12 protein-coding genes and 1 pseudogene are annotated in these 14,260 nt (G+C 70.3%); all 13 read right to left on the bottom strand.

Annotated features, from left to right (window positions below; all coding sequences use genetic code 11):
* Nucleotides 1-3 precede the first annotated feature (3 nt).
* The 13 genes and pseudogenes from ACZ7L6_RS37825 to ACZ7L6_RS37765 all read right to left on the bottom strand — a co-directional run bounded on the left by ACZ7L6_RS37825 (nucleotide 4) and on the right by ACZ7L6_RS37765 (nucleotide 14,171).
* On the bottom strand, nucleotides 4-1,164 hold the full coding sequence (locus ACZ7L6_RS37825; protein WP_471932066.1) for a dienelactone hydrolase family protein: 1,161 nt from the start codon (nucleotides 1,162-1,164) through the stop codon (nucleotides 4-6).
* Nucleotides 1,151-1,327, bottom strand: coding sequence for a hypothetical protein (locus tag ACZ7L6_RS37820; protein WP_471932065.1), 177 nt, complete (start codon nucleotides 1,325-1,327; stop codon nucleotides 1,151-1,153). The genes ACZ7L6_RS37825 and ACZ7L6_RS37820 overlap by 14 nt, the downstream gene beginning before the upstream one ends.
* A 1-nt stretch (nucleotide 1,328) precedes the next feature.
* Complete coding sequence (locus ACZ7L6_RS37815) at nucleotides 1,329-2,351, bottom strand: pectinesterase family protein (RefSeq protein WP_471932063.1); 1,023 nt, start codon at nucleotides 2,349-2,351, stop codon at nucleotides 1,329-1,331.
* A gap of 1 nt (nucleotide 2,352) precedes the next feature.
* Nucleotides 2,353-3,483: a pectinesterase family protein gene (locus ACZ7L6_RS37810; RefSeq protein ID WP_471932061.1), complete on the bottom strand. Its 1,131-nt coding sequence runs from the start codon at nucleotides 3,481-3,483 to the stop codon at nucleotides 2,353-2,355.
* A gap of 103 nt (nucleotides 3,484-3,586) precedes the next feature.
* Nucleotides 3,587-4,897 carry a pectate lyase family protein gene (locus tag ACZ7L6_RS37805; protein WP_471932059.1) on the bottom strand — a complete coding sequence of 437 codons (1,311 nt, stop codon included), beginning with the start codon at nucleotides 4,895-4,897 and terminating at the stop codon, nucleotides 3,587-3,589.
* Nucleotides 4,898-4,932: 35 nt separating this feature from the next.
* On the bottom strand, nucleotides 4,933-5,727 hold the full coding sequence (locus ACZ7L6_RS37800) for a rhamnogalacturonan acetylesterase (RefSeq protein WP_471932057.1): 795 nt from the start codon (nucleotides 5,725-5,727) through the stop codon (nucleotides 4,933-4,935).
* A 108-nt stretch (nucleotides 5,728-5,835) separates the two neighbouring features.
* A complete protein-coding gene (locus ACZ7L6_RS37795; protein WP_471932055.1) occupies nucleotides 5,836-7,191 on the bottom strand; it encodes an ABC transporter substrate-binding protein in 1,356 nt (451 codons plus the stop codon).
* 79 nt (nucleotides 7,192-7,270) lie between these two features.
* Nucleotides 7,271-7,527, bottom strand: a pseudogene (locus tag ACZ7L6_RS37790) (pectinesterase family protein); the annotation flags it as partial.
* Nucleotides 7,528-7,784: 257 nt separating this feature from the next.
* Nucleotides 7,785-9,194 carry a pectinesterase family protein gene (locus ACZ7L6_RS37785; protein ID WP_471932053.1) on the bottom strand — a complete coding sequence of 470 codons (1,410 nt, stop codon included), beginning with the start codon at nucleotides 9,192-9,194 and terminating at the stop codon, nucleotides 7,785-7,787.
* 33 nt (nucleotides 9,195-9,227) lie between these two features.
* A complete protein-coding gene (locus ACZ7L6_RS37780; RefSeq protein WP_471932051.1) occupies nucleotides 9,228-10,730 on the bottom strand; it encodes a glycoside hydrolase family 43 protein in 1,503 nt (500 codons plus the stop codon).
* Nucleotides 10,727-11,572 (bottom strand): DUF6807 domain-containing protein, encoded by an 846-nt coding sequence (locus tag ACZ7L6_RS37775; protein WP_471932049.1) that lies wholly within the window; start codon nucleotides 11,570-11,572, stop codon nucleotides 10,727-10,729. The genes ACZ7L6_RS37780 and ACZ7L6_RS37775 overlap by 4 nt, the downstream gene beginning before the upstream one ends.
* Nucleotides 11,572-12,741 (bottom strand): Gfo/Idh/MocA family protein, encoded by a 1,170-nt coding sequence (locus ACZ7L6_RS37770; protein ID WP_471932047.1) that lies wholly within the window; start codon nucleotides 12,739-12,741, stop codon nucleotides 11,572-11,574. Before ACZ7L6_RS37770 ends, ACZ7L6_RS37775 begins: the two co-directional genes overlap by 1 nt.
* The gene (locus ACZ7L6_RS37765) at nucleotides 12,738-14,171 is read right to left on the bottom strand and encodes a pectate lyase family protein (protein WP_471932286.1); all 1,434 of its coding nucleotides are present in this window, start codon (nucleotides 14,169-14,171) and stop codon (nucleotides 12,738-12,740) included. Before ACZ7L6_RS37765 ends, ACZ7L6_RS37770 begins: the two co-directional genes overlap by 4 nt.
* Between the last annotated feature and the right edge of the window lie 89 nt (nucleotides 14,172-14,260).

The raw sequence follows: 14,260 nt of genomic DNA, 5'->3' as shown, positions 1-14,260 counted from the left end.
GGTTCACAGGACGGAGTCGAGCCAGTCGAAGACCTCGTCCTGCATGCGGTCGACGAAGACATGGCCGAGGTCGGGCCAGGTCTTCAGGTGCAACCGCTCCTCGGCGTGGCGGGAGCGCCAGACGGCGCGCAGCTTGTCGTACGCCACGCGGACGCCGTCGGCGGGGAACAGCGGATCGAGGCCGCCGTTGAGGAAGAGCATCGGCCTGGGGGCGGCGATGCTCGCCACGTCGGGGAAGTCGAGGAACCGGGGAAGCCCCGGATGGAGCATGTAGTACGACGACTGCCCGCGCAGCGTGTTGTTGCCGGGCACCATCATTTGCTTCAGGCCGGTCATCCAGCAGACGCTCGCCGCGGCGGCGACGTGGTCGCTGAGCGCGGCGGTCTGCCAGGCGCGGTAGGCGCCCATGGAGAACCCGACGGCGGCGATCCGGCGGGCGTCGACGCGGTCGAGACCGGCGAGGAAGCCGGCGGCCCGTGCGTCCTCCCTGGCCATGAGCCCGGCCAGGGACGAGCCCAGGTTGTAGAAGTTGCTCGCGAGTGCCTGCTGCTGGTCGTAGGTGATCGGCCCGCGGTCGCCCCAGCCGAGGGCGTCCAGGGCGAGCACGACATAGCTGCGCCGGGCGAGTTCGTCGCCGACGAAGCATCCGCTGAAGTAGCGGTCGGCCCACGCCTGGGCGGAGGCGAGCCGGGTGTCGTCGTACCAGGGCCGGACGAGTTTCTCCTTGCCGATGTCGAACCGGGCGCCGTGGTCGTGCAGGAGCAGGACGGCGGGGAAGGGCCCGGGGCCGTGCGGGGTGAGCAGGGCGCCGCGGACGCGTTCGTGGCGGGTGAGGGAGAGGGTCACCAGCTCCCGTGTGAAGCCGTCGGCCGGGGATGGTCTCGTGTGTTCGGGTGTGTACGGAACCCCGTCCTGCCGGTCGACGAGGAGGTGCTCCTCGACCTTGGCGCGGGCCGCGCGGCGCCAGGCGCGGAAGTCGCGGACCGGGGACCGTCCCCAGGCGAGCGGGAAGGTCAGCTCGTCCTTCAGCGCGGGGTGGAAGTCGGGCAGCGGCCCGCCCACCACGGCCGCTTCCGCCCGGCTCGTCGCTCCCCCGGCGAACAGCGCGGCCGCGCCCGCTCCCACGACGAACGCCCGGCGCCCCACTGCCTCATGGCCGCTCATACGGCCTCCCCGCCCCGGCATGCCGGACGACGTACTGCTCGACCGCCGACGCGGACGGCAGGGCCTGGTAGTCGTAGCCGTCGGCGGGGTCCCACTCCGGGGCGGGGGCCGCCGAGGCGGGGGTGGGCCAGAACAGGCCCACGCAGACGAGGAGAGCGGCCACCCTACGCATACGGCCGCCAGTCGCCGAGATACGTCCTCCGCGTGTGCAACCGAGCCTCGGCAGCGGCCAGTTGAGGCCGGTTCTCCGGAACCGGGATCGCCGCACCCGGCCCGCTGTTGTGGTACTCCGCGAACCGCATGCTCTGCCAGGGATACTGCTCCCGCATGTCGGTGTACGGCGCCACCGCGTCGATCCCCGGCCCGATCCGGGTGTCCCGCACGACGAGGGACGGCCAGGCGGTGGTCTCGTACGACGGCACCCAGGGCCGTGCCAGCTTGTACGCCCCGTCCTCGGCGCCGGAGGTGACGCGGGAGCGCAGGGCGAGGATGCCGTACGGGTTGGCGCGGGCGGTGGACGGGGCGAAGACCATGCCCTTGGGGGTGAAGCCCACGTCCCGTTGGAGGGTGTGGAAACGGCATTCGTCGAAGACGGCCGTCGCCCGGCCGAAGACGAAGTCGACGTCGCCCTCGATGTAGCAGTGGTGGAAGTACTGCCGGTCGAAGGCGTCGAGCGCGGTCGTGTCGACGAAGAGGGTGTCCTGGTGGGCGAGGAAGCGGACGTTCTCGAAGGACGACCGGTCACCGGTGACGTACGCCGCCACGGCCTGCGTACCGGTGATGTCGGGGTGGTCGGCGCGCAGCCAGTCGTTGGCGAGGGTCAGATCGCGGACGGTCAGTCCGGGGGCGGCCGAGGCGAAGGTGGCGGAGCCCGCCGTGCCGTAGGTGGTGCCGTCGGGCTTCTTAGTGCCGTTGGCGTTGTCGTGGACGATGACGGCGTCGCGCGGGTCGCGGGAGGCGCCGCGCAGGGTCAACTCCACCTTGTCGACGGGCACGTTGACGACCTCGCGGTATGTCCCCGGATGCACGACGATCGTCCAGCCGGGCCCGTCCACCGCGTCCACGGCCGCCTGGACGGAGTCGCCGGGGCGGACGTGCAGGACACGGCGGGACCCGGCGGCGAAGGCGGGGGTGGCCCCGGCGACGAGCAGGCCCGTCCCGGCCGTGAGAAAAGCGCGCCTGCGCATGTCAGCACGCCTCCTTCCACGGCTCCCAGTCGCCCAGGTACGCCGCACGGGTCGCCGACCCGGCCTGCCCGTCGCTGAGTTGGGGCCGGTTCTCGGGGACGGGGACGACCGCGCCGGGGCCGGTGTTGCGGTACTCGGCGAAGCGCTGCTTCTGCCAGGGGAAGGCGTCCGACATGTTGGTGTAGGGCGCGACCGCGTCGATGCCGGGGCCGAGGTGGGTGTCCCGGACGACGAGGGACGGGCGGGCGGTGGTGTCGGAGCTGGGCACCCAGGGGCGGGCCAGCTTGTAGTAGGCGTCCGGGGCCTCGCTGGTGACACGGCTCCGGGTCACCAGGTAGCCGCGCGGGTTGGCGCCCGCCGTCGAGGGCGCGAGGACGAAGCCGTAGGGAGCCGACGCCAGGTCGGTCCGGGTCAGGGTCCGGAAGTGGCAGTGCTCGAAGACGGCGGTGGCCCGGCCGAAGACGAAGTCGACGTCGCCCTCGGCGTAGCAGTGCGAGAAGTACTGGCGGGCGAAGACGCCGAGAGCCATGGAGTCGGCGTACAGGGTGTCCTGGTGGCCGAGGAAACGGCAGTGGTGGAACGCGGACCGGTCGCCCTGCACCTTGATGGCGACGGCCTGGGTGCCGCTGATGCCTGGGTGGTCGGCGCGCAGCCAGTCGTTGGCGAAGGTGATGGCGCGGGCGGTGAAGCCGTCGGCCTGGACGAGGGTGGTGGCGGACCCGGTGGTGCCGTAGGTGCCGCCGCCGGGCTTGGGGGTGCCGGCGGCGTTGTCGTAGACAATGACGACGTCGCGCGGGTCGCCACTGGCGCCGAGCCAGGTCGTCTCCGTGCGGGACACGTCGAGGGTGACCGTCTCCCGGTACGTCCCCGGCGCGACCACCAGCGTCCAGCCACTGCCGATCGCGGCGGCCACGGCGGCCTTGACGGTGGTGAAGTCGCCCTGGCCGGACGGGTCCACGTACAGGGTCTGCGGGGTCAGGCGCGCGGCCGGGGAACCGTGGCGGCCGAACGGTCGCGGTCGGACGGCGGCCCGCGCGGGGACCGTCGCGAGCGCGAGGGCGGTGCCGGCTCCGGCGCCCGCCGTCAGGAATCCCCTTCTGGACAGGGGGAGTGGGTGGTGGGGCGAGGGCATGCGGGTGCTCCTTCGCAGTGCGGCTCTTCGGGGGTGTCGGGGTACTTCCTCGCCGTGGGGGTGGTGGGGCCGGGGCTCGGCGCCCCGGCCCGGTGCGGGTGGGTCAGCCCAGTCGGCCGGCGCCGGCGCAGTGGTCGACGATCCCGGGCACTGCCTTGGGGTTGTCGACCTTCGTCCGCAGGGTCGGCTTCCACCCCGCGCCGGACTGGAGGGTCTCCCCCGGAATCTCGGCGTTGTGGACGGCGATGAGGTCGGTCAGCTTCCCGTTGACGTAGTTGTTCTCGGCGGTCAGCGGGGACTCGTTCCACTTCTTCAGCGTCTTGGCGGCGCTGACACCGGACGGCAGCGAGAAGGCGTTGTCCGTGGCGTACAGCTGCGACTCCTTGCCGACGCCGAAGGTGTAGGCGTACGACTGGTCGCCGGTCACGACGAAGTGGTTGTTGTACGAGTCCACCTGGCCGAACCGTACGCGCGGCGCCCGCTCCACGATGCCCCGGAAGAGGTTGTGGTGGAGGGTGACCTTGAGCTTGCCGCTGTCGGTGGAGCCGGCGCTGTCGCTGTTGCCGATCAGCATCGTCTTGTCGTGGTCCTCGAAGTCGTTCCAGGAAACGGTGACGTGGTTCGCGCCGCGCACGATGTCGAGGAGCCCGTCGTGCTGCTGGAAGACCTTGCCGAAGTACGACGGCAGGGAGCTGTCGGGGTAACGCCCGTCGGTGAGCGTGTTGTGGTCGACCCACACATGCGTGGAGCCGTACACGACGACACCGTCGTACTCGGAGTTCCAGGCGCCGGTCTTGTTGTCGTCGGTGGGGTCCCACTGCGGGAAGCAGTCGATGGGTGCCTCGATCGTCAGGTTGCGGACGATGACGTTGTCCACGGCCTTGATCTGGAGGCTGCCGCCGCGGATCCCGGACCCGTTCCCGACACCGACGATGGTGGTGTTGGCGGGGACGTCGGCCTTGATCTCCTTGTCCTGGTTGGCGGCGGAGGCGGCCCGCAGGTCCTCCTGCTCACCGCTGACCGGCTTGTCGTGACCCCAGACGTCCGGGTCGTAGTCGGCGAGGTACTGCTGGAAGTCGTAACCCTCGACGGCGAAGGCCTCACACCCCTCCGAGACGGCGTCGATCATGCCCTTGACCTTGATGATCTTGGGCGCACTGCCGCCGTCTTTGAGGGCGGCCTTGAACTCGGCCCACGTGGTCACGGTGTAGACGTGCTCGGCGTCGGCGGCCGATCCACCCGTGGTCCCCGCCCCCTCCGAGCCCCAGCCGTCGCCCGCACCGAGGACCTCACGCCCGAGGTCACGGGAGCGGGCCTCCGCCGCGGTGCCGGTGAGGCCGAGGACGAGCGCGGTGCAGCCGATCAGAACGGCGGCCCTTCTTGTGGCATGCCCATGCCATACCTGTGCCTTCATTGTGCGGCTCTCTTTTCTGCAGTCCGGGTTTGGTCCTACGCGGCGGCCTGCGGCCAGGTGATCCAGGACTCCGGGATCTCCTCGTCCAGCCGGCGCACGTCCTGCGGGCCGAGCACCCGCGTACGCAGCAGCTCCCGCGCCACAAGCCGCGCCACGGCGATCGCGCCGGGCGGGTTGAAGTGGGTGTTGTCCTGCTCGGTGGCGGTCCAGTTGAAGTACTTCTTCGTCTCCTCGACCCCGAGCCGCTGCCACAACGCCAGCGACAGCGCCTGGATGTCGAGCAACGTGACGCGCTCCTCCTGGGCCAGCGCGCGCATCGCCGCCGGATAGTCGCCGTGGGTCGGCACGGCGTTGCCGCTCGCGTCGAACTTCCGCCGCTCCACGGAGGTGGCCAGCACCGGCCGCGCGCCCCGGGAACGGGCGCCGTCGACGTACAGCCGCAGATAGTCCTGGTACGTCGTCCAGGGCTCGGTGTACCGAGTGGGATCGGCGACCTTCTCGTCGTTGTGCGCGAACTGGACGAGAAGAAAGTCCCCGGGCCGAATGGCCTGGAGAATGACGTCGAGCCGCCCTTCATCGACGAAGCTCTTGGAACTGCGCCCGTTCACCGCATGATTGGAAACGGGCCGATCCTTGTGCAGAAGGAAGGGCAGCGCCATGCCCCACCCGGTCTCGGGAGCGGCGTCGGCGTATTTCTGGGCGGCGGTGGAATCACCGGCGATGTAGAGGGTGCGAGGGCGCTGCGCCGCTCGAGCGGTACCGGTGCCCGCGAGGGCGAGAGGAACGGCGGCAACGGCCGCCACGGTTACCTGTCTACGGGTAAGAGACACGACAGTCCCTTTCAAGCGCGGGTGGTGCAACCCCCTGAGGGGCGCGGGGAACTGCGCGACCAGCCACAAACAACCCGCAGCCGGCCGCGCACAGAACCGACCGAGCTCTCAGCCGTTCCTTTCCTTCCACTCGGCCTGAGCCTCGTTCAGCTGCCCGGCCATGGTGTCCAGGAATTCCTTGGCACTCAGGTCGCCATTGAGCACCTTCTGGAAGTTCGGCTCGTTGTCCGCCTTGGAGATGGTGTTCCAGTCGGGCAGGTAGTACGGCAGCTGCACGATGGTGGTCGAACCGTCAGTGAGCGCGGCGGCAGCCAACTTCGTCGGCTCGGCCTTGGAAATCCACGCATCCTTGGCCGCGTCATTGTTCGCCGGCACCTGCCCCGCCGCCTCGTTGAACTTCGAGTTCTCCTCGTGCGAGGTGGCGAACTCGATGAACTTCCAGGCGGCCTCCTTGTTCTTGGAGCTCTTGAACAGCCCGATCCCGTCCACGGGGTTGGAGACCTGAACCCGCTTGCCGTCGGCCAGTGTCGGCTGAGGAATGCCCCGGAACTTCTCCGTGCCCAGCGCCTTCACATGGTCCTGGTACGACCCCAGGTTGTGGTTCAGCATCCCGATCGTGCCGGAATCCCACTGGGCGACCATCTTGGTGAAGTCGTTGTTGAGGTCGGCGGCCGGAGTGACCTTCTTGTAGAGCGCGGCGTACTTCTCCAGCGCGGCCACGTTCTTCGGATCGTTGACCGTGGTCTTGTCACCTTTCCAGAAGGACGTGATCCCGGACTGCCCGTACATCGCGTCCAGCGCCTGGGCGATGGACCCGGCACCACCGCGGATGGTGTAACCGAACTCGTTCTTCTTGGCGTCGGTGAGCTTGTCCGCGGCCTCGTAGAACTTGTCCCAGGTCGTCGGCTCGTCCAGCCCGGCCTTCTTGAACAGATCGGTGCGGTAGTACAGCACACCGTTGTTCGCGGAGGTCGGAATCGAGTACAGCTTGCCGTCGCCACCGCCCGCGGCCTTCAGCGAGGCGACCATGTCCTCGTTGAGCTTGCCGTTGAGGGAGGATTTGGCGAGCCGGTCGTCCAGCGGCTCCAGCGCGTTCTGCGCGGCGAACCCGGCGAGCATCGCCGCGCCGACACCGCCGACGTCCGGCAGGCCGCCGCCCTGGATGGCGGTGTCCACCTTGGACTGGTAGTCGGTGGACGGGATCCCGACGTACTCGACCTTGATGTCCGGGTTCGCCTTCTCGAAGTCGGCGATGATCTCCTTCCAGATGTCGGTGCGGACACCGCCGTTGTTGTCCCAGAAGACGATCTTCCCCGTGCCGCTGCCCTCGGCGCCCTTGTCGCCACCGCCGCCGCTGCCGTCGTCACCGCAGGCGGTGGCGGTCAGGGCGAGCACGGCGCTCAGGGCGACGGCGGCCGACGTGCGGCGCCCGCCTGTGCTGCTCCTGCGATTGCTGATCTTCATTGGTCGGCTCTCTCTTCTGGATCAAACGGAGATATGAAGTTGTGGGGGGTCATCGGGTCCCTCAGGCGCAGAGAGACACTCAGCGCCGGACGTGCGGCACCCAGCCATCTGCGCCCTTCAGGTAGTCGGCGACGGTGTGGGTCCGCGCCTCCTCGTCGCTCATCTGCGGACGGTCCGCGGTGATCGCGGTCCCCGCCCGAAGTTCCGGTACTCCGCGAACCGCGCGTCCTTCCACGAGAACCCGCTCATGTCGGTCCACGGCGAGGCCTTGATCGCGGCGGGCAGCTCGGTGTCGCGGATCAGCACCTGGGCGACGGCGCCCGGCTGACCGCGCGGCAACACTGCGTAGTCAAACTGGTACGGTTGGCAACGCCCGTCAGTGATAACCAAGTTGGCGGACATTCCGCCGGGCTGGTGGATGTGGCCTGTGGAGCGAACGTAAGACCGTAGGGCGGCACACCGTCCCTTGCACGTACGTGGACGGCGGGACGCTGCGAAGCAGGAAGCCGAGTCAGCAATGACCGGAGCCTCGTCTCCGACGAGGTCAGGCCAACAGGGTGTCCTGGTTGCACCTACCCACTGGCCATGGGGACTCATCGGGGCGCCCCCATGGCCAGCGCCTGCTCGCCGTTCAGCTCGTGCGCGGCCTCGTCGAAGCCGTTGCTGAAGGTGAGGTTGCGGGCGGTGACGTCGTTCGCGGCGATCCTGACCGTCGCGCTTCCCGTCGAACCGCCGTACGCGGCGGGCGTGTCGAAGACGATGACGGTGTCGGACCGGTCGCGTCCAGTCCCCTGCAGCACGATGTTCGGCTTGCTCGCGGGAACGAACACCTTCTCGCGATACGTCCCCGCAGCCACCGCGACCGTCACCGGGACGGCGTTCCCGTCGGGCACGGCGTCCACGGCCGCCTGCACGGCCGGGTAGTCCCCGGGGACATGAAGGGTCACACCGATCCGCTTCTGCGGCCCGGAGAACCGCGTCACCAGCGCCGGGACGGCCGCCGCCGGATCCAGCCGGTAGTCGTAGAACTCCCGCGGATCGAAGGCGGCACCCCACTCGTCCTGCCGCCCGCTGGCGTTCCTCAGAATCGACCCGCGCTCGACCAACTGGGCCGTGGCATCGGCCTGATAGGGATGCTGAACCCCGTCGTAGTAGCTGTTCTCGATGACCATCCGGGTCTTGCCGCGCGCCCAGTTCCCGTACGTCCACACCGGGTCGCCGTCGGCCACCTGCGCCGACAGGTAGTTGTTGTACAGGTGCGCGTAGGCGCAGTTGTCGGCCGACGGATTGCGCTGCTTCGTGCCCGTGAACCAGTTGTGGTCGATGGTGATCTGCGTCCGGACGTTGGTCGTCCAGCCGATCCCGAACGCCTTGTTGTGGTTCGTGAACTGGTTGTAGGAGACGGTGATGTACTGGCTGTCCTTGCGGATGTCGAGCAGTCCGTCGCCCATGTGCGTGAAGCGGTTGTGGTCGATCCAGACGTGGTCGACGGTGTCCATCTGGACGGCGTCGAAGTCGGTGGTCTTGCCGTCCCAGTCGCCCTCGACGTAGGAGTCGCGGATCGTCAGGTTGCGGATGATGACGTTGCTCGTGCCGGGGTTGAGATGCAGCTCGCCGTGGACGATCTCACCGGTGTCACCGACACCGACGATGGTCTTGTCCGACCCCACCACGATGTCCGAGCCGAAGGGTTCGACGTCGATCGACCCCGCCACCCGGATGATGTACGGCTCCGGCGCCGCCGCGTACTTCACCAGCGAGGCCTGGTCCGTGACCGTTACGACCTTGCCGCCCGCGCCTCCGGTCGTGCCGCCGGCGAGGGAGGCGAAGCCGTGCGGCCGGTCGGTCCAGTGGGCGGCGGAAGCCGGCGTCGCCGTCGGGCCCGCGGCCCTCGCCTCCCCGATCGCCCCGAGGCTCAGCGCGGTGACCAGGCCGAGCACGGCGGCCAGGGCCTTGCCGCCCCCCGATCTGCGCAAGCGCTTGCTATCAAGGTGCTGCGTCATTGCGGCTCCCAACAGGCATACGGGTCAGGTGCGTTACAGGGTGTCGATCCTGAAGTGCGAGAAGGTTGCCGCGCCGGCGTGTCCCGCTCCGGCGGGCGCGAGAGCGAACAGGCCGAGCAGGGCGCCGACCCAGCGCCACGGAGTGGCGGCGAAGACGGGCCCGGACGGACGGAGCCCGTCACCGGTGTCGGAGAAGAACCGGCACCGCGCCCCCGCCCCGATCTCGATCCGCAGCCGCACCCGACCGTCCGGTGCGAGCCGCGCGTGCTCGGCGTCCCGTTCCCTCTCCGCGACGGCCTCGGCGAACCGGTGCACGACTTGCACCGCCCCGTCCGTGCCCCGCTGCAGCCCGATCCAGCCGAACGCGTCCCCGAGCACCGCGAGCCCGGCCCGCGCCCCCGGCTCCTCGCTGTCCAGTCGTAGCTCCACCTCGACCGCGCAGGGCGTGCCCGGCAGTCGCTGGGTGAGGATGTTCGGCAGTCTGCGCAGGTCGTGCGCGTCGGCCGAGCGGACGCAGGTCAGTTTCAGCCCGTCGCCGGAGTGCTGGGTGGCCCAGCCGTCCTGCGGGTTGGCGGTCCAGCTCCACTGGCGTCCGAAGCGTCCGCCGGGGAAGTCGTCGTCGGTGGCGGGCGCGGCCGGCGGCTGCGCCGGCAGGTCGGGCAGCGGGTGTACGGCCACGGGGGCGCCCTCGTCGCCGAGCACCGGCCAGCCGTCGGTCTCCCAGCGCATCGGCTGGAGGTGGACGACCCGGCCGTAGGCGCCCCGCTGCTGGAAGTGCAGGAACCAGTCCTCACCGGACGGGGTGCGCACCCAGCCGCCCTGGTGCGGTCCGTTGACGTCGGTGTCCTTCTGCTCGAGGACGATCTTCTCCTCGTACGGCCCGAAGAACTCGCGCGAGCGGAAGGCGCCCTGCCAGCCGGTCTCCACGCCCCCGGCGGGCGCGAGGATCCAGAACCAGCCGTCGTGCCGGTAGAGCTTGGGCCCTTCGAGGGTGAACCAGCCGGGGATCCGGTCGCCGTCGACGACGACCTTCCCTCCGTCGAGGAGTTCGGTGCCGTCGGGGTGCATGCGGTGGCCGGTGAGGCGGTTCTTGATCCCGGAGCGGGACTTGGCCCAGGCGTGCACGAGGTACGCCTCGCCGGTCTCGTCGTCCCAGAGGGGGCAGGGGTCGATCAGGCCCTTGCCCGCCTTCACCAGGTGGGGCTCGGTCCAGGGGCCGCGGATCTCGGGGGCGTTGACCTGGAAGATGCCCTGGTCGGGGTCGCCCCAGAAGATCCAGAAGCGGTCGTCGTGGTGGCGGATCGACGGGGCCCAGACACCGCAGTCGTGCCGGGGTGCCGCGAACTCCTCGGCCGGTTCGAGGCGTTCGACGGCGTGTCCGACCAGGGCCCAGTTGACCAGGTCCCGGGAGTGCAGCAGGGGAAGACCCGGGGCGCGGCCGAAGCTGGAGGCGGTGAGGTAGAAGTCGTCGCCGACGCGGACGACGTCCGGGTCGGACCAGTCGGCGTTGAGAACGGGGTTCGTGTAGGTGGTCATGGGCTCACCGCCTTGCGGACCAGGGACGCCGCTTCGAGCCGGCTGACGCGGCCGTCGGCGACGACGGTGACGATCCGGCGTACGGCGGTCTCGCCGGGCGGGATCGGCAGACGTTCCTCGGAGGCGAGGGAGGAGCCGACGCCGGGGTACTCCGTGGCGCGTACGAACCACGGGTCCCGGCGCGTCTGTTCGGTGGCCCCGGCGAAGATCAGGGTCCAGGTGGCGCCCGCGAGAGCCACCCAGGGGGCGCGGGTGCCGTGGATCTCCTGCTCGCCATCCCGGTCGACGGTGAACACATCCGGCGCCGACGCCTCCTTGCGGGCCCGCCAGAAGAAGCCGCCGTACGCGGCATCCGGGCGGCCGTTCGTCGCCGGGCTGCCGATCGACAGGGGGCTGGAGGTGACGTTGGTGAGGGAGAAGGTGAAGTCCAGCGCCCAGGCCAATTCGGTCAGTTCGGTGGCCGCGACCGTACGGCGTTCGCGCAGCAGCTCGGTGCCTGCCGCGACCCAGCGCAGTTCCTCGACGAAGCCGTCGGGGTCGCGGAGCTGGAAGGCGGTGTGCCGCTGGGCGCCGTGGTTGTCCAGCTCGGTCGGGCCCTGGTCGCGGACGTAGGTGCGTCCGCCCCAGAAGTTGGACCCCTCGACGTCGGGAACGGCGACACCGACGCCGAGGTGGTGTGTGTGGTCGGCGGGGCCGAGCTCGGTGACCGCCGTGCCGGCCAGGGTGGTGACGGGGTGCAGGTAGGGGCGTGGGGAGAGCCGGGGCGGCAGTTCGGGCCGGGTGACGTACCGGCCGACGGGGCGGCCCGCGACGCGCAGCACCGCGGTGTCGTGGGGGGTCATCAGGTGCTCACCTCTTTCGATCTCGCCGGCAGCGCCCAGGGGGCGCCCAGCTCGGAGTAGAGGGCGAGGGTGTCGGCGGCGGCTGCGACCAGGCCGTCGATGCCGGGCACGACCCGGCGCTGCTCGTCGGGGAGCAGCTGCCAGGCCCCGTCGGGCAGGGGGGCCGGGTCGGGGGCCAGGCGGATCGCCTCGACGACCTTCATGAAGGCGCCGGTCGCCTCGGGCGTGACCAGCAGGTCGGTGCCGTCGGCGAGGTGCTCGACCAGGTTCTCCAGCAGGTCGGTGCGGCCGTACTCGTACTCCTCGGGGCCGTGGTTCGCGCGCTGGAGCAGGACGCGGTCCTGCTTGTACCAGAAGGTGATCCGGCCGCGGTCGCCGTGGACGACGACGTACGGCTCGTCGGGGTCCTCGGCGCACAGGGTCGCGCCGACGACGACCTCGGGGCCGTGGTGCGTGGTGACGCGGACGCAGGAGGTGTCGTCGGACTCGATGTCATTGGCGCGGTAGAGCTCGGTCTCGATCTCCGTGACGTCCTCGGCGCGGGTCGTGCCGCCCAGTGCGAGCGCGGTGGCGACGGCGTGCGCGAGCGGGTTGGTGAGCACGCCGTCGATCACGTCGACGCCGTTCAGCCTGCGCTTGCCCGCCCAGGGCGCCCGCCGGTAGTACGCCTCGGCCCGCGCCCAGGCACCGGCGCCGCCGATCCCGGCGATCTCGCCGATCGCGCCCTCGGCGATCAGCGTCCGGATCGCGGGCACGGCGTGCGAGCCCAGCGACTGGAAGCCGATCTGGCAGGCGACGCCGGCCTCGGCGACCCCGTCGGCCATGCGCCGGAACTCGGCGTACGAAGGGGCGGGCGGCTTCTCCAGCAGGAGGTGCACGCCACGCCGGGCCGCCGTCAGCGCCAGGTCGGTGTGCGTGGGGATCGGCGTGCAGATCACCGCGATCCGCGCGCCGGTGGAGTCGAGCAGGGCACCGAAGTCGGCGGACTGCTCAGGGGCGCCCGAGGGCAGGACGAGCCCCTCGGGGAGCTCCTCCTCGCTCAGCGGGGTCAGCTCGCAGATCCCCGCCAGCCGCACGATGCCCTTGTCCTGGAGCCGGCGGATGTTCTCCAGGTGCCAGCGGCCGTGGCCGCGCGCGCCCGCGAGGACGATGGGGACGGCAGTGCTCATGGGATCCTCCCTGCGCCCGCGCCGCGTGCCACCGCTCGGTCGGCCGCCTCGGCGCTGTCGATCTTTGTGTGCAGGGTAGGTGTCCAGCCGACGTCCGCCGTGAGGTCGCGCTCGCTGCCGGAGTTGTAGGCGTTGTAGATGGCGAGCAGGTCGACCGGGTAGCCGTTGAAGAGGGTGCCGGACTGGTGGAGGGCGGTGCCGTTCCAGCTCTTGACCAGGTCGGCGGCCTCGATGTGGCCGGGGGTGTGGAAGGCGTTGTTCTCGGCGTAGATCGCCGACTCGGTCGACACGCCGAGGGAGTAGCGGTAGTCGTGGGCGTCGGCCGGGACGACGTACCGGTTGTTGTAGACGTGCACCTGCCCGAAGCGGACGCGCGGGGCGCGCTGGACGACGGACTCGAACTCGTTGTGGTGCAGGGTGACGCGCAGCTTTCCGCGATCCCCCGTCGCCGTGTCGCCGTTGCCGATGAGCATCGCCTTGTCGTGGTCGGCGAACCGGCTCCAGGAGACGGTGACCAGGTCGGAGGCGTTGGTGATGTCCAGCAGGCCGTCGTGGCGGAGGTAGTTGCGGCCGAAGTAGGTGGGTTCCTTCTCGTCCGGGTGGCCCTTGTCGCTGATGGTGACGTGGTCGATCCAGACGTGGGTGGCGCCACGCAGCCAGATGTTGTCGTACGCCGTCTTCCAGTCGCCGAGGCCACCCGTGTTGGGCTGCCAGACGGGGAAGCAGTCGTAGGCGTCGCGGAGTTCGAGGTTGCGGACGATGACGTTGTCCGCGCCCCTGAGCTGGAGGCCGGCGCCCTTCAGCACGGCCTTGTCGCCGAGTCCGACGATGGTGGTGTTGGAGCCCACGGCCAGCTCGATCCGCTCCGCCTGCCTGGCCGCCGACGCCTTACGGGCCTCCTCCAGCGGGCCACTGGGCTTGGCGGAGCCCCAGGTGCGGGGGTCGTAGGCGGCCAGGTACTTCCTGGTGCTGTAGCCGTCGGTGGCGTAGTCGGCGCAGTCCAGGTGGTCGCCGTCGTCGTCGGTGTTGGCGTCGATGGTCCCGGCGACCTTGATGATCTTCGGAGTGGCGCTGCCGCCGTCGAGGGCCCGGACCAGCTCACTGCGGTTGCGTACGGTGAAGACGTGGGCGTCGTCGGCGGTGGAACCCCCCGTGGTACCACCGTCGGCCGCCGCCCAGCCGTCGTTCGGGGGCAGCGCGTCGCGGCTGATGTCGCGAAGCGGTTCGGCAGCGCGCCGAAGGGACGCAGGGCTGTATCGAGATGCGGCTCCGCCGAGAGGCACGACCAGCCACGATGACGCCGCAGACGATCGACCACCCATCGCGGCTCTTCCAGCGGAGCGCTCCGCGTCGTCGGCGGTGGAACCCCCCGTGGTACCACCGTCGGCCGCCGCCCAGCCGTCGTTCGGGGGCAGCGCGTCGCGGCTGATGTCGCTGAACGGGGCGTCCGCGGCAACGCCCTCAAGGGGCTCGGGGAACTGCGCGACCAGCCACGACGGCGAAGCAGACGCTTGACCAC

This window comes from Streptomyces sp. NPDC107522, assembly GCF_055657525.1.
This window is presented reverse-complemented; position numbering and strand designations above follow the sequence as displayed.

What these genes read in the sequence shown, in the direction of transcription:
- ACZ7L6_RS37795 (WP_471932055.1), bottom strand. Translation starts at nt 7,191, where the DNA reads ATGAAGATCAGCAATCGCAGGAGCAGCACAGGCGGGCGCCGCACGTCG.
- ACZ7L6_RS37805 (WP_471932059.1), bottom strand. Translation starts at nt 4,897, where the DNA reads ATGAAGGCACAGGTATGGCATGGGCATGCCACAAGAAGGGCCGCCGTT.
- ACZ7L6_RS37785 (WP_471932053.1), bottom strand. Translation starts at nt 9,194, where the DNA reads ATGACGCAGCACCTTGATAGCAAGCGCTTGCGCAGATCGGGGGGCGGC.
- ACZ7L6_RS37770 (WP_471932047.1), bottom strand. Translation starts at nt 12,741, where the DNA reads ATGAGCACTGCCGTCCCCATCGTCCTCGCGGGCGCGCGCGGCCACGGC.
- ACZ7L6_RS37775 (WP_471932049.1), bottom strand. Translation starts at nt 11,572, where the DNA reads ATGACCCCCCACGACACCGCGGTGCTGCGCGTCGCGGGCCGCCCCGTC.
- ACZ7L6_RS37810 (WP_471932061.1), bottom strand. Translation starts at nt 3,483, where the DNA reads ATGCCCTCGCCCCACCACCCACTCCCCCTGTCCAGAAGGGGATTCCTG.
- ACZ7L6_RS37815 (WP_471932063.1), bottom strand. Translation starts at nt 2,351, where the DNA reads ATGCGCAGGCGCGCTTTTCTCACGGCCGGGACGGGCCTGCTCGTCGCC.
- ACZ7L6_RS37780 (WP_471932051.1), bottom strand. Translation starts at nt 10,730, where the DNA reads ATGACCACCTACACGAACCCCGTTCTCAACGCCGACTGGTCCGACCCG.
- ACZ7L6_RS37825 (WP_471932066.1), bottom strand. Translation starts at nt 1,164, where the DNA reads ATGAGCGGCCATGAGGCAGTGGGGCGCCGGGCGTTCGTCGTGGGAGCG.